Origin of the sequence: Azospirillum griseum (genome assembly GCF_003966125.1) — a bacterium.
GTDB classification, from domain to species: Bacteria; Pseudomonadota; Alphaproteobacteria; order Azospirillales; family Azospirillaceae; genus Azospirillum; species Azospirillum griseum.
Window position 1 is genome coordinate 152384 of the sequence record NZ_RXMA01000010.1, and the last position, 14037, is coordinate 166420.

The 14037-nt window shown below is 67.4% G+C and carries 15 protein-coding genes; 5 read left to right on the forward strand and 10 right to left on the reverse strand.

What is annotated here, in order from left to right; translation table 11 throughout:
• Window positions 1-4 precede the first annotated feature (4 nt).
• The 4 genes from EJ903_RS12795 to EJ903_RS12810 form a co-directional block, all read right to left on the reverse strand.
• Window positions 5-1888, reverse strand: a complete 1884-nt coding sequence (locus EJ903_RS12795; protein WP_126615766.1) for a DUF294 nucleotidyltransferase-like domain-containing protein — start codon at window positions 1886-1888, stop codon at window positions 5-7.
• A gap of 178 nt (window positions 1889-2066) precedes the next feature.
• Entirely contained in the window at window positions 2067-3779 is a 1713-nt protein-coding gene (locus EJ903_RS12800) for a cation acetate symporter (RefSeq protein ID WP_126615769.1), read from the reverse strand.
• Entirely contained in the window at window positions 3779-4081 is a 303-nt protein-coding gene (locus EJ903_RS12805) for a DUF485 domain-containing protein (RefSeq protein WP_126615771.1), read from the reverse strand. Before EJ903_RS12805 ends, EJ903_RS12800 begins: the two co-directional genes overlap by 1 nt.
• 260 nt (window positions 4082-4341) lie before the next feature.
• A complete protein-coding gene (locus EJ903_RS12810; RefSeq protein WP_126615773.1) occupies window positions 4342-4908 on the reverse strand; it encodes a DUF1178 family protein in 567 nt (188 codons plus the stop codon).
• Between the two features lie 188 nt (window positions 4909-5096).
• Between EJ903_RS12810 and EJ903_RS12815 the strand changes: the two genes are divergently transcribed.
• A complete protein-coding gene (locus tag EJ903_RS12815; RefSeq protein ID WP_126615775.1) occupies window positions 5097-5690 on the forward strand; it encodes a class I SAM-dependent methyltransferase in 594 nt (197 codons plus the stop codon).
• Window positions 5691-5724: 34 nt separating this feature from the next.
• Here EJ903_RS12815 and EJ903_RS12820 read toward each other — a convergent pair whose 3' ends face one another.
• From EJ903_RS12820 to hemA, 3 genes are all read right to left on the reverse strand, one after another.
• Window positions 5725-6501: an Hpt domain-containing protein gene (locus EJ903_RS12820; RefSeq protein WP_126615777.1), complete on the reverse strand. Its 777-nt coding sequence runs from the start codon at window positions 6499-6501 to the stop codon at window positions 5725-5727.
• Between the two features lie 140 nt (window positions 6502-6641).
• Window positions 6642-7187 carry a hypothetical protein gene (locus tag EJ903_RS12825; protein WP_126615779.1) on the reverse strand — a complete coding sequence of 182 codons (546 nt, stop codon included), beginning with the start codon at window positions 7185-7187 and terminating at the stop codon, window positions 6642-6644.
• A gap of 176 nt (window positions 7188-7363) precedes the next feature.
• Window positions 7364-8578 (reverse strand): 5-aminolevulinate synthase, encoded by a 1215-nt coding sequence (gene hemA / locus EJ903_RS12830; RefSeq protein WP_126615781.1) that lies wholly within the window; start codon window positions 8576-8578, stop codon window positions 7364-7366.
• Between the two features lie 270 nt (window positions 8579-8848).
• Here hemA and EJ903_RS12835 point away from each other — a divergent pair, with 270 nt between their 5' ends.
• Together EJ903_RS12835 and vapC are read left to right on the forward strand one after the other, a co-directional pair.
• Entirely contained in the window at window positions 8849-9055 is a 207-nt protein-coding gene (locus EJ903_RS12835) for a type II toxin-antitoxin system VapB family antitoxin (RefSeq protein ID WP_126615783.1), read from the forward strand.
• Window positions 9052-9441 carry a type II toxin-antitoxin system VapC family toxin gene (gene vapC, locus EJ903_RS12840; RefSeq protein ID WP_126615785.1) on the forward strand — a complete coding sequence of 130 codons (390 nt, stop codon included), beginning with the start codon at window positions 9052-9054 and terminating at the stop codon, window positions 9439-9441. The genes EJ903_RS12835 and vapC overlap by 4 nt, the downstream gene beginning before the upstream one ends.
• Window positions 9442-9515: 74 nt before the next feature.
• Here the strand turns inward: vapC and EJ903_RS12845 are convergent, their stop codons facing one another.
• The 3 genes from EJ903_RS12845 to EJ903_RS12855 all read right to left on the reverse strand — a co-directional run bounded on the left by EJ903_RS12845 (window position 9516) and on the right by EJ903_RS12855 (window position 12817).
• Entirely contained in the window at window positions 9516-10886 is a 1371-nt protein-coding gene (locus EJ903_RS12845; RefSeq protein WP_126615787.1) for an aspartate aminotransferase family protein, read from the reverse strand.
• A 355-nt stretch (window positions 10887-11241) separates the two neighbouring features.
• A complete protein-coding gene (locus EJ903_RS12850; protein ID WP_126615789.1) occupies window positions 11242-12225 on the reverse strand; it encodes a CobD/CbiB family cobalamin biosynthesis protein in 984 nt (327 codons plus the stop codon).
• A 40-nt stretch (window positions 12226-12265) separates the two neighbouring features.
• Complete coding sequence (locus EJ903_RS12855) at window positions 12266-12817, reverse strand: ankyrin repeat domain-containing protein (protein ID WP_126615791.1); 552 nt, start codon at window positions 12815-12817, stop codon at window positions 12266-12268.
• Between the two features lie 188 nt (window positions 12818-13005).
• Here EJ903_RS12855 and EJ903_RS27255 point away from each other — a divergent pair, with 188 nt between their 5' ends.
• Window positions 13006-13164 carry a hypothetical protein gene (locus EJ903_RS27255; RefSeq protein WP_174237293.1) on the forward strand — a complete coding sequence of 53 codons (159 nt, stop codon included), beginning with the start codon at window positions 13006-13008 and terminating at the stop codon, window positions 13162-13164.
• Window positions 13165-13279: 115 nt separating this feature from the next.
• A complete protein-coding gene (locus tag EJ903_RS12860) occupies window positions 13280-14035 on the forward strand; it encodes a sulfite exporter TauE/SafE family protein (protein ID WP_174237294.1) in 756 nt (251 codons plus the stop codon).
• Window positions 14036-14037: the final 2 nt, after the last annotated feature.

Here is a 14037-nt window from a genome sequence, read left to right on the forward strand (position 1 = left end):
GGTCTCAATGGTTGAGGCGGAAGTGATAGGCGATGGTTTCCTTGAAGCTTTTGACCAGCGCCAGACAATCCTTGAACTGGTCGCGGTCCAGCTTCCCCAGCCGGTCGGGGTGGACCATGTTGTCGATGGCCAGTTCCGCCGCCGGGTCGCCGGTCCCCTCGCCGCCGGACTCGACGCGGGCCTTCAGGCGGATGGTGGACAGGATGGCGAAGGCCTCCGTCAACTCCCCGGCCAGCTTGCGGTCCAGCGCGCCCATTTCGGCCAAGGCCCAGATGCGGGCGACCGTGTTGGTTTCGGTCATGTGTTTTTCCAGCGCCAACGCCCGCACGCCGTGGACGATGGGGAAGACGCCCGCCTTCTTGATGTCCACCGGCTCGGCCCGCCGCCGTTCGAACAGCGCGGCGAACAGGCCCGACGGCGTGTCGAAGGCCAGGGTCGGGCGGGCGAACTGGCTGAAGAACATCTGGTTGTCCTGCAGGCGGCTCAACAGATAGCCCTTGGCCTCGTCCAGCAGGCTGGTGTCCCCGGCGACGGCGGCGGCGTCGTAGAAGATGGCCAGATTCATCGCCGCCGCTTCGTCGGGATGGTGGATCCAATGGAAAATGGCGTCCTTGTACCCGGCCAGCGGGCGGGTCCAGTCGGGGTTGGACACCATGATGTTGCCGGGGCAGGGCGGGTAGCCGAAGGACACGAGATGACGCGCGAAGGCGGCGACGATCTCCGGCAGATCGGGGCAGACATAGCCGTCGCGCAGGATCAAGCCATTGTCCTGGTCGGTCTTCAGCAATTGCTCGCCGCGCCCCTCGCTGCCCATGACGATCAGGCAGGAATTGTCGAGCAGATCGGGCGGGGCCAGCAGTTCGAACAGCTTGCGGAAGATGCGGCGGTTCAGTTCGGTGACAAGGTCGGCGATGAAGGCCACCTTGACGCCGGTGGCGTGCAGGGTGCGGATCAGGGCGACGATGGACAGGCTGGCCTGCCGCAGATCCTCCGGCGAGGTCGCCTGTTCCACCTGGACGCCGATGACCTGGGAATGGTTGGACAGCGCGGCGAGAAGGTCGCTTTGCCCCAGCAGCCCGACCACCGCGCCGTTTTCGGTGACGACGACGCGGCGCACCGCGTGCTTGGTCATCAGCACCAGCGCGTTGAACAGCAGATCGTCGCGGTCGATGGTCAGCAGGCCATAGCGGGCGAGCGGGCCGACCGGCTCATCGACCGGGCGGCCTTCCAGCACGACTCGGTCGCGCAGATCGGTTCCGGTCAGGATGCCGATGCGTTCCTCCCCCGGCCCGTCGCCGTTCGCCCCGCTGTCGCGCACCAGAACGCTGCTGGCCTTGTTGCGCTTCATGGTTTCGGCGGCGTCGCGCAGGCTGGCGCTGCCCGCGACGAACAGCGGCGGGTGCAGATAGGCCTGGCGGATGCGCGCCATGGTCAGCGCCGTCATCTCGCGGTTGGTGCGCTCGGCCGCCAGAGCGCGCATGCGCTGGGCAAAATCGCCGAGCACCGCCGCGCCAAAGGCCGGGTTGTCGCGCGCCAACCCTTCCAGCGCCGGGCGGGGAAACAGGTGACAGACGCTGTCCTCCGCCGCGACGAAGCTGCGGATCAGCCCGCCGCCATACAGGGCGGCCAGATCGAAGCTGTCGCCCGGCCCGTGCAGCGCGGCAACCTCCCCACCATGGCGTTCCTGCACCGACCCGCGCAGCACGATGAACAGCGCGTCGGCGGGGTCGTCGCGCCCCAGAACGACGCTGTCCTTGGCGTACATCCCGATGTCGAGCGCGTCGGCCAGCGCGGCGCGCTGGTCCGGGGTCAGCAGGTCGAAGGGCGGGCGGTCGCTGTCGAAGGCGATGGGAGCGGGCGTGCTGGAATCGCGGGAACGGTCAGTCACGGGAATCCCCCCTCCGTTGGACAGCGGACACAAAAAAAGACGCCCCTGGCACGATGTCCAGAGGCGCTTGGAGGGTACACCCGTCCCGCAGGGCACGGAAAGCCGGGTGCGACAATTGGCGTGCGGGGGAGGCGGGGCGGTTTCATGTGAAACGCCGCACCGCCTCCGCCCGTGGTCATCAGTGCGCCGAGGCTCCTTCGGCACCCAGACCGGTTTGCGACCGGACATACTGGGCTTCGAAATCGCGGCGTTCCTTCTGCGCCTGCTCGCTGTTGTCGGTGATCGAGAAGAACCAGATCGCGACAAAGGACAGGGTGATGGAGAACAGGCCGGGGTTGTCGTAGGGGAAGATCGCCGCCGGGTTGCCCAGCACGGCCTTCCACACGGTCGGCCCCAGGACCAGCATCGTGACCGAGGAGACCAGACCGATGGTCCCGCCGATGACGGCCCCACGGGTGGTCATCTTGCCCCAGAACATCGACATCAGCAGGATCGGGAAGTTCGCCGACGCCGCGATGACGAAGGCCAGGCCGACCATGAAGGCCACATTCTGGTTTTCAAAGGCGATGCCGAGGAAGATCGAGACGATGCCGATGATGACCGTGGTGATCTTCGACACGCGGATTTCGTCGGCCTCGTTGGCGCGGCCCTTGGCGAAGACCGAGGCGTAGAGGTCATGGCTGACCGCCGACGCGCCGGCCAGCGTCAGACCGGCGACCACCGCCAGGATGGTGGCGAAGGCGACGGCCGAGATGAAGCCGTAGAACAGATCCCCACCCACCGCGTGGGCGGTGTGGATGGCCGCCATGTTGGTGCCGCCGATGATGCTGGTGATCGCCGCCTTGGCACCGGCCGCCGGGGCCGCCGTCAGGAAGGGATAGGCACCGTTGGCGTCGGGGGCCAGGATCATCAGGATGGCGCCGAAGCCGATGATGAAGGTCAGGATGTAGAAGTATCCGATGAAGCCGGTGGCGTAGAACACGGACTTGCGGGCTTCCTTGGCGTCGGCGACGGTGAAGAAGCGCATCAGGATGTGCGGCAGACCGGCGGTCCCGAACATCAAGGCCATGCCCAGCGAGATGGCGGAGACCGGATCGGTGATGAGCGCGCCCGGCGACATGATCGCCACGCCCTTCGGATGGACCGAGACGGCGGCCTGGAACATCGCTTCGGGGCTGAAGCCGAACTTGGCCAGGATCATGAAGGCCATGAAGGAGGCACCCGACAGCAGCATCACCGCCTTGATGATCTGCACCCAGGTGGTCGCCAGCATGCCGCCGAAGGTGACGTAGCCGATCATCAGCACGCCGACGATCACGACCGCCCAAATGTAATCCATGCCGAACAGCAGCTGGATCAGCTTGCCGGCACCCACCATCTGGGCGATCAGGTAGAAGGTGACGGTCGCCAGCGAACCGCAGGCCGACAGCGTGCGGATCGGGGTCTGCTGGAAGCGGTAGGACGCGACGTCGGCGAAGGTGTATTTGCCGAGGTTGCGCAGCCGTTCGGCCACCAGGAACAGGATGATCGGCCAGCCGACCAGCCAGCCCACCGAGAAGATCAGGCCGTCGAAGCCGTTGGCGTAGACCAGACCGGCGATGCCCAGGAAGGAGGCCGCCGACATGTAGTCACCAGCGATGGCCAGACCGTTCTGGAAGCCGGTGATGCCACCGCCAGCGGCGTAGAAATCCTTGGCCGACTTGGTGCGGCGCGCCGCCCAATAGGTGATGCCCAACGTGAACAGCACGAAGGCCAGAAACATCAGGATGGCTTCCCAATTGGTCGCCTGTTTCTGAACCGCGCCTTCAACGGCCGCCGCGTGAACGGCGGCGGGAACCAGTGCGCCAGCGGCGGCGAGCGCCCCGGCGATGCGGGTGGTGGCTGCGCGCATCACTTCAAATCCTCCATGATCTGGCGGTTCAGCTCGTCAAACTCGCCGTTGGCCCGGTTGACGTAGATGCCGGTCAGGATGAAGGCCGAAACGATGGTGAACAAACCGATGGGAATGCCCCAGGTCGTCACACCGGCACCGATCGGCGTGCCCAGGAAGCCCTTGCCGAAGGCCACCAGCAGGATGAAGCCGTAATAGATCACCAGCATGGCGACCGACAGAGTCCAGGCGAAGGCGGATCGCTTGGCGATCAGCTCCTGGAACTTCGGATTGCTCAGAATCCGTTGTGCATTTTGATTCATTGTGCGTCCCCTCACGAGTGCCGAGCGGTTGTGCGACGGTCCTTAGAAGACACTCAGGCTGTGCCGTCCCACAGGTGTAGGCCCTTGATCCGTCCAATTGTTTGATACAGATCACTGTTGGGTGCACCCCCGACCATGGTCGGGGCGGGGGAACCCCTAGTGGCCGGGGCGCGCGCGCGAAAAAGGCGTGGCCGGGCTGGCCACGCCTTGCAAATTGTCCGTTTTCCCAATGGTTTCTGGCGGAATCAACCGTCGCGCGGTCAGGAATCCGTGCGCGGCAGCCAGGGGATGCGGTGAAATGTCACACCCTCCTCGTTCAACTCCTCCACCTCTTCGGCGGACGCCTCGCCATAGATGCCGCGCGGGTCGGCCTCGCCGTAATGGATGCGGCGGGCCTCCTCGGCGAACTGGTTGCCGACATAGTCGCAGCTGCTTTCCACCGTGCGGCGGACCTCCGCCAACTGGCGCATCACCTCGGCCACCGCCTCGCGCTGGCGGTCGCTGACGGTCGGCGGCAGGGACGCCACGACGTCCGCCGGGTTGGCGGGCAGGGCGGGCAGGGCGGGCGGCGTGGGGACGGCCGGAGCGGCGGCGGGTTGTGGCGGGCTGTCCGCCTGCTGCGACTCGGCGGTTGCGTTGGCGCGGTCCACGGCGCGGGCCACGCCCTTGGCGATGCGCGGGGCCATCGGGGCCTTGGTGATCGCGCTGTCGCCGCAGACCGGGCAGGCGATCATGTGGGCGGCGGCCTGCTCCTCATAGGCAGCGCCGTTGCGGAACCATCCTTCGAACCGATGGTCGGACGAGCATTTCAAGGCGAAGAGGATCATGTCCCCGGAAAACCCCAGCGAAAGCGGCAGCGTGAAGCGGGTGGGGCCGAGTCGGTGATCGAACCCGGGCGGTGGTGGCGCGGGCTTGCGGTGCGACTCGGCATCGGTCTTAATTCAGCACGCGCGGGCCGTCCGCGTCAAACCCCCGCACCGGGTTTTGTGCACCTCCCCGTTCAGGACACGCCGCCGTGACCGCCCAGCCGCCCGCGCCCCATTCCAGCCTGTCCCCTGTGTCCCCGTGGGTGGCGCGCTTCGCGCCGCTGGTTCGGGCGGGCGGGACCGTGCTGGATCTGGCCTGTGGATCGGGGCGGCATCTGCGGTTGTTCCACCAGCGCCGCCACCCGGTGGTTGGGCTGGACCGCGACCTGTCCGGGGTGGCCGATCTGGCCGGGGCCGATGGGGTGACGCTGGTTCAGGCCGATCTGGAGGCGGGGGACGACGCGGGTGATGCCCTGGAATTGCCAGGGTTGGAGGCGCGGCGCTTTGACGGGATCGTCGTCACCAACTACCTGCACCGCCCGTTGTTTCCCGCGCTGCTGGACGCGCTGGCCCCGGACGGGGTGCTGATTTACGAAACCTTCGCCGTCGGCAACGCCCGCTTTGGCCGCCCCTCCTCCCCCGCCTTCCTGTTGCGGGACGGGGAGTTGCTGGAGGTCGCGCGCGGGCGTCTCTCGGTCGTGGCGTTCGAACAGGGGGAGATCGCCGCACCGAAGGCGGCCGTCGTGCAACGGTTGTGCGCGGTTCGACCGGGGGCGGACACGGGGCCGCTGCGCCTGGACTGACGCGGGCGGCCTTCCGTGTCGTGGCCGGAGCGGATCAGCCCAGATTGTATTTGGCGACGACGGCGGCGAAATCATCGCCGAAATGCTCGCCCACCCGGATGACCGACACGCCGTAAGGAATTTCCTTCAGCGCCGGGTTGTCGAGGTTGAGCGAGGTCAGCAGCGCCATCGGCACATTCTGGGTCACGCTCATCGCCCGCAGGCCACGAATCAGATCCAGACCCGACAGGCCATCCATCACCATCGACGCGATCACCAGATCGGGCGGAACGCGCACGGCCAAACTGATCGATTCGATGGGGTCGGTGACGGTCATGGTGCGGAAGCCGCAGGCGGCCAGCTCACCGCCCAGCTTCTTCGCGATCACCTTGGACGGCGTCACCAGCATGATTTCAACGTTGCGGACCTCGACGTCCGTCACCTGGAATTCGTAACGGACCGGCAGGGCGCGGATGATGCGGTTGGTTTCGGCCAACAGCGGCTGTTCGGCGCGATCCACCAACTCGGCGATGCGGTCGATGAAGATCTGCGCGTCGGACAGCTGCTTGGCCTCCAACTGCTTCAGACCGCTGAGGTAATCCTCCATCCGGTGGGCGATCAGGCTGACGGTGGGATAGCCGAAGCTGGTCCCCATGCCCTTGAAATTGTGGGCCTCCAGCCGCAGCACGCCGATGGTTTCGGCGTCGCTGCGCGTGCCTTCGGCCCGACCGGCGAGCGCGTTGTTCATCACCTCCAGACGATCGCGCGCGTCGTCCACAAACTCCATGCGCAAGCGGTCTTCAAGATCGTCGGTCGTCAGGATCGAGGCCATGGAGAAGCATTCCGGCTGTTTGAGAGCGGTCGAAGACAGGTGCGCTAGGCTACACGAAAATCCGGGGGCAAAACAGACGATGGCGCGGCCCCCGGTGAAAAGGCCGCGCCCTGTGATGAGGATTCTGCGTGCTGGTGGGGTTACAGCCGGGCCAGCAACCCTTGCAGCCACGCCACACGCTCTTCGGCTTGGGCGATGTCGTGGTCGAGCCAGGCGGCGAAATGTCCGGTGTCGCCGCCCGTCACCCGCCGCAGGTCGCCCAGCCGCACCAGCTCGGTTTCGCAGAGCGCGGCGAGGTTGTCGATCTGCTCGCGTTGCGAATCGATGTCCAGCAGATGCAGGAAACGCAGCTTCAGCGCGATGACCAGCTTGTTGATGCCGTCGGCGGATGGCGCGCGGACGTTGGCGCGGATCAGCGTGTCGAACTCCGCCTGTCCGGCCTTGGTCGGGCCGAGCAGGGCGTTGTCCTCCATCCCGCTGCCGTCCAGCGCCTCGATCAGCCCTTCGTAGCGCAGCATCTCCAGCGACGTGCCCATCAGGTCCAGCGACGGACCGACGATGCGGTCGAGGAAATGGCGCACCGATCCGGCAAGCTCGGCGTAGCGCAACGGCCCGTCCTGGATCAGCGTGCCCAGGACGACGAGGCGCACCGCCTCTTTCGGCATCAGCGAGTTGTCACGGTACATGGCGACCCCCTGGGCGTGGCGTTGAGATGGATCCGGCTGGCCCAAAAGCACGGAACGGATTGCGAGCGGCTCGCAATCCGTTCCTGAACATAGGCGTCGCCCGACCGTCTGTCCAGTGGACAAAAGGTCCGACGCACGCACGACCCACGCGCCGCCGAAAAGGAGGGTGCCGATCCTTATGCGGCCAGACGCAGATCCAGGCGGCTCCACACGTCGAGCAGGGCAGCGACCAGCCGGTCCATCTCGGCGTCGCTGTGCAGCGGCGTCGGGGTGAAGCGCAGCCGTTCGGCCCCGCGCGGCACGGTCGGGTAGTTGATCGGCTGCACATAGATGCCGTGGCGGTCCATCAGCTCGTCCGACGCGCGCTTGCAGCGGTGGGCGTCGCCGACCATCACCGGCACGATGTGGCTGACCGACGGCATGACCGGCAGACCGGCGTCGGCGAACAGCCGCTTCAGCTTGGCCGCGCGCTCCTGGTGCTGGGCGCGTTCGGTCTGGCTGGATTTCAGATGGCGGATGCTGGCCAACGCCCCCGCCGCGATGACCGGGGCCATCGAGGTGGAGAAGATGAACCCGGCGGCAAAGCTGCGCACGCAATCGATCAGCGCCGCCGAGCCGGTGATGTAGCCGCCCTGGACGCCGAACGCCTTGCCCAGCGTCGCTTCGATCACGGTGATGCGGTCCATCGCGCCGTCGCGTTCGGCCACCCCGCCGCCGCGCGGCCCGTACATGCCGACCGCGTGCACCTCGTCCAGGTAGGTCATCGCGCCGTGCTTGTCGGCCACGTCGCACAGGTCATGGATGGGGGCGATGTCGCCGTCCATCGAATAGACGCTTTCGAACGCCACCAGCTTGGGCCGGTCCGGGGCGATGCCGGACAGCAGCTCGTCCAGATGCTTGGGGTCGTTGTGGCGGAAGACGTGCTTTTCGGCCCCGGAATTGCGGATGCCGGTGATCATGGAGTTGTGGTTCAGCGCGTCCGACAGGATCACGCAATTGGGCAGGATTTTGCCCAGCGTGGTCAGCGTTGCGTCGTTCGACACATAGCCGGAGGTGAAGAGCAGGGCGGCGTCCTTGCCGTGCAGATCGGCCAGTTCGCGTTCCAGCAGCACATGATAGCGGTTGGTGCCGGAGATGTTGCGCGTGCCACCGGCCCCGGCCCCCACCTCGTCCAACGCGTCGTGCATCGCCTTCAGCACGGCGGGGTGCTGACCCATGCCCAAATAGTCGTTGGAGCACCAGACCGTCACCTGCTTTTCGCGGTCCTGGGAGTCGCGGTAGGTCGCCGTCGGGAAATTCCCGGCGTGCCGCGCCAGATCGGCGAAAAAGCGATAGCGGCCATCCTGTTTCAGGCTGGCGATCTGGCTGCGGAAAAAGCTTTCGTAATCCATCGCGCGGGTCCGTTCGCGGTCATCCACACCGGGTGTGATGCGCGGGGCCGGGCGGTGTCACCGTTCGTACACCCCTCGCATCGGGAAGATCGCATCTTTGACGGCAAAGCGCCATCCGGCATTGATGCGCATCAAGCCAACCCGGACGGCACCTTCGCACGCGGCGGGTGGCTCTGTCCCTTGCGGTTGCGGCGGGTCTGCCGCGCGGGCGCTTTCGGCGCGTGCGGGTTGGGTGTATAAAAAGAGCAATTCATACACACGGAGGGTGCCGTGCGCACCAACATCGACATTGAGGACAGCTTGATCGCCGAGGCGATGGCCGTCACCGGTCTGGTTACGAAAAAGGCCGTTGTGGAAGAAGCCTTGCGTCGCCTGATTCGATTCAAGCAGGAGGAACGCACCTTGAGCCTGTTCGGCACCGTCGATTGGCAAGGGGATCTGGCGGAAAGCCGCTTGGGGCGCGGGGACGCGGCGTGATCGTCGTCGACACCAGCGTCTGGGTGGATTTCTTTCGTCGTCGTGAAACGTTGCAGACCGTAAAATTACGGTCTCTGATCGGGCGTGGCCTGATTCTGGTGGGCGATGTCGTGTTGTTGGAGGTGCTGCAAGGCGTGCGCGACGAGGCGGAGGCTGCGCGCGTCGAGCAGATCCTGCGCGTTCATGCCGTCGAGGCGATGCTGACGCCCGCGCTGGCCCCCCTGGTGGCGGCCAACGACCGCGCTTTGCGAGCCAAGGGGATTACGGTTCGCAAAACCATCGACATGATGATCGGCACATTCTGCATCACCGGCGGGCATGTCCTGCTGCACGCGGATCGGGATTTTGAGCCGATGCGGGAGCATCTGGGCTTGCATGTTTTTTAGGGTGCCGCTCCAACCGGAGCCAAAGGGGCGCGCCGCCGGTTGAGGGGGCGAGCTTCCCCGCCCCCTCATCATCCTCACCCGCGCAGGACCGGGATCGCGGCGTCGAGCGCCGTGGTCAGGCGGTCGAACAGCTCGTTCAGGTCGGCCTCGCCGATCACCAGCGGCGGGCAGAGCGCGATGGAATCGCCCATGGCGCGGACGATCAGGCCGTTGTCCTGGGTCAGGCCATTGACCACCGCCCCGGCGCGGCCCACCGGATCGAACGGGGTCTTGCTGGTCTTGTCGGCCACCAGTTCCAGCGCGCCGATCAGGCCGACGCCACGGGCCTCGCCGACCAGCGGGTGGTCGGCCAGCGCGCGCAGGCGGCGCTGGAACAGCGGGGCGACGTCGCGGACATGGTTGAGAACGCCGCGTTCCTCGTAGATCGCCAGGGTTTCCAGCGCCACCGCCGCCGCCACCGGGTGGGCGGAGTAGGTGTAGCCATGGCCGAAGGTGCCGATCTTCTTGCTCTCGTCCACGCAGGCGCGATAGATCGCGTCCGACACCATCACCGCCGAAATCGGCAGATAGCCCGAGGACAATTGCTTGGCGCAGGTCAGGATGTCGGGCTGCATGCCCATCGTCTGGCTGCCCCAGAAATGGCCGGTGCGGCCAAAGCCGCAGATCACCTCGTCGGCGACCAGAAGCACGTCATACTTTTTCAGGACCGCCTGAATCTTCTCGTAATAGGTGGCGGGTGGAACCACGACGCCGCCAGCCCCCATCACCGGTTCGCAGAACATCGCGGCGACCGTCTCCGGCCCTTCGGCCAGGATCTGCGCCTCAAGCTGGTCGGCCAGACGGGTGGCGAACGCCTCCTCGCTCTCGCCCGGCTGGGCGTTGCGGTAATGGTGCGGGCAATCGGCGTGGGAGATGCGGGCGATCGGCAGATCGAAATCGCGGTGGTTGTTCGGCAGGCCGGTCAGGCTGGCGGTGGCCACCGTCACCCCGTGATAACCGCGCACGCGGGCCAGGATCTTTTTCTTTTCCGGGCGGCCAAGGGCGTTGTTGTAGTACCAGATCAGCTTGACGGCGGTGTCGTTGGCTTCCGATCCCGAATTGGCGAAGAAGACCTTGGACATCGGCACCGGGGCCAGTTCGATCAGCTTTTCCGCCAGATCGATGCCGGGTTCGTGCGATTTGTGGCCGAAGATGTGGTAGCTGGACAGGGTGCGCATCTGCTTGGCCGCCGCCTGGACCAACCGCTCCTCGCCCCAGCCCAGCGACACGCACCACAGGCTTGCCATGCCTTCGATGTAGGCCTTGCCGCTGTCGTCGAAGACGCGCACGCCCTCGCCGCGTTCGATGATGAGCGGGCCTTGCGTCTCGTGGGCGTGCAGGTTGGTGTAGGGGTGGAGGATGAAAGCCTTGTCCCGGCTCGCCGCCGAATTGCCGATCGCGCTCATGCTGTCCTTCCTGCTCCGTGCGGGATGAACCCCCGTTGCGACGCCCGGATGGGGCGCTGGGTGTTCGATTTGTTAAACGTTGATGCCGATCATACCCACAGTTCGCGACGCCGACAAACCCGCGTCACGGTCAGGCGTGCCATGCGTCGGCGGGGGAACGCGGGCGTCGTCTTGCGGGCGATGGGGCGGGGCGAATCCCCCTCGCGCGGCCAAAAGCGCCGCGCCGTCGGGGGTGAGATGGCCGCCGGTTCATGCCCGGCCCTTATGGCGGCATGCGGAAATCTTATCACCGTCGGGGCTGCGGCTCCGCGCGTGAGGGGATGACCGGGCGAGGGAGGATCAGAGAGAGGGAGGATCAGAGGGAGGCGAGGCCGGTCATCAGCAGCGCGACCAGCCCGGCCAGCAGCAGCCCGCCGACGGCGAACAGGGCCAGGGCGCGGCCGATGTCGGAGGCGGTGGCGCGGGCGCGGCCGTCGCCGATCCACGCCTCGGTGATGACGACGCCGCCGTCGCGGTGGGGGCCGCCCAGCGACAGGCCGAGCGCCCCGGCCATGGCCCCGATCGGCCAGCCCATGTTGAGCGAGGGGTGTTTGCGGGCGTCGCGCGCCATCGTCCGCACCGCCCCGCGCAGGCTGGCGGCCCCGATGAAGGGCGCGCCCAGCGCCAGCAGCAGCGCCGCGAGGCGGGCGGGCAGGGCGTTCAACGCGTCGTCCAGCGTCGCGGCGGTCAGGCCGAAGCGTTCATGGCGCACGCCGGGGCTGCCCAGCGCGGCGTCGGCCCCGTCCACCGCCGTCCACACCAGCAGGCCGGGCAGCCCCAGAAGGGCGTAGGCGAAGACGGGGGCGACCAGCTTGCGGGCAAAGGCGCGGGCGGTGGCCTCCACGGCGGCGCGGGCGACGCCATGCTCGTCCAGCCCATAGGCGTGGCGGCGGGTCAGGGGTTGGATCGCGGCCTGCCCGGCCACCGCCCCGCCGCTGTCCAGCGCCCGGCGCACCGCGCGGATGCGGGTCCAGGCCGCCCGCCCGCGCAGGCCGCACAGCACGGCCAGCAATTCCAGCAGCCAGCCGCGCCCATGGCCGCCGATCCAGGCGATCAACAGCCCGGTCGCCCCGGCGATCACCACCAGCGCGCCCACCACCAGCGCGCCGCGCAGCAACCGGTCGGTTGGACTGCGCTCCGTCCGGTTCAGGCGGGCGTCGGCGGCGTTGCAGAAGCGTTTGGCGAGTTGGGCCGGGTCGGGCAGGAGCCGGTCCAGCCAATCGCCAAAGGTGGCGTCGATCACCAACGCCAGCAGCAGGATCAACAGCGGTCCCGGACCGCCAAGGGGAAGACCGCCCATCGCCACGCCGCCTGTCTGAAAGGTCTGTCCGAAATGGGGATCAGCGCGCGCCCGCTTGGCGCAACAGAGTGGTTACGCGGGCGTTGCGCCCGTCCTGCGCCCAATTCAGCGCGGTGCGCCCGGTGAAATCGGCGCGGTCCACCTTGGCCCCGCCCTTCAACAGCCGTTCGACGAGGTCGGCCCGACCGGTCCGCGCGGCGGCCATCAGCGGCGTCACCCCTTCGCGGTTGTCCTGATCGACCTTGGCCCCCTTCTTCAACAGGATGTCGACGATCTCGGCGTTGCCGGCCTCCACCGCCAGCAGCAGCGGGGTGTTGCCCGCCTTGTCGGCGCGGTTGGCGCTGGCCCCGCCATCGAGCAGAAGCGACACCATGGTCGGGTTGGATTGGCTGATGGCGGACATCAGCACCGTCTTGCCGTGAACGTCGGTCTGGTTGGCGTTCTCCCCCTTCAGCAACTGGGATTTCAGACCGGCGATGTCCCCCTTGGACACCGCCCCGGACAGGCCGCTGTCCTGGAACAGGCTGATCTGGGCGTGCGCCGGGGCGCTCATCCCCAGGGCGACAACGCTGGCGAGCAACAGCCGCTTCATGGTGGGGGTCCTTTTCCTCTGCAGTCCGGCGCGGGTGCGGGCCGGGGTCACGACGACGGGGTGATCCGGCCATCGGGTGGTCAACCGTCTGGCCTTGATCGGGGGGTGGGGCGATACTAGCGAAAAGATCCGGCTCTTTGCCAGTTTGGCCTTGCCCTTCGCCGCAACCCGCATCCGTTCGGACGATCATGCTCCGCAACCCGCTCGCCCGCCACGTCGCCCTGTTCCTGTTGGTCAAGCTGCTGCTGATCGGTTTGGGGCTGTGGTGGTTTCTCGGCGATCCGCCGCCGCCGCGTGGCCTTCCGCCCGCCGCACCGACGGTGAGCGGCCTTGTCCTGACGGGTTGAGGCGCTGACGGGTTGACGCACGTCATGGCCGGGTGTACGCGCCGCGTGCCATGTTCGGCCTTGCCCGACGTCGGTCCCGAAGGCGGGACGGCGTCCGCCCACCGGAGAACGCCCCTTGGACGCCCTGTCGCTGCTGCACGATGGCCTCAACCAGTGCGCCCTGGTCATTGACCGGGACGGCGGGCTGTTTCTGGCCCTGCTGACGGCGGGGCTGGTCGGCGGGGTCAGCCATTGCACCGGCATGTGCGGCCCCTTTGTGCTGGCCCAGGTGTCGGCCCGGCTGGAACAGGTCCCCGCCGCGCGCATGTCGGAGTTCAGCCGCCTGAGCGGGGCGGCGGTCCTGCCGTATCATTTCGGTCGTGCAACAACCTATGCGGTGATCGGCGCGGTGGCGGCGACGGTGGCCGGGCATGTCGGGGCGCTGCCCGGTCTGCGCTGGCTGTCAGTGGCCTTGTTGTGTTTTGCGTCCCTGTTTTTTTTCGGATACGCAACGAAAAGCGCGCTGGTGTTTCTGCCGCGTTGGGGTGGCGGTGGGCGCTGGTGGAGCGACCGCGTGTCCGGTCTGGCCCGGCCGCTGTTCGGCAACCCGGTGGGCTGGCGCGGCTATGGGCTGGGTCTGGCCCTGGGCTTCATCCCCTGCGGCCTGCTGTATGGCGCGGTCGCGGTGGCGGCGGCCAGCGGCAGCGCGCTGAGTGGCGCTCTGGGCATGGTCTGTTTTGCCACCGGAACGGCTCCAGGGCTGCTGGCCGTCGGTTTGGCCGGGCATCTCGCCGGGCGGACGTGGCGGACCATGGCCGCCCGCGTCGCCCCGGCGATCATGCTGGTCAACGCGGGCGTGCTGGGCTGGATGGCGTGGAAGCTGGTGGCCTGACC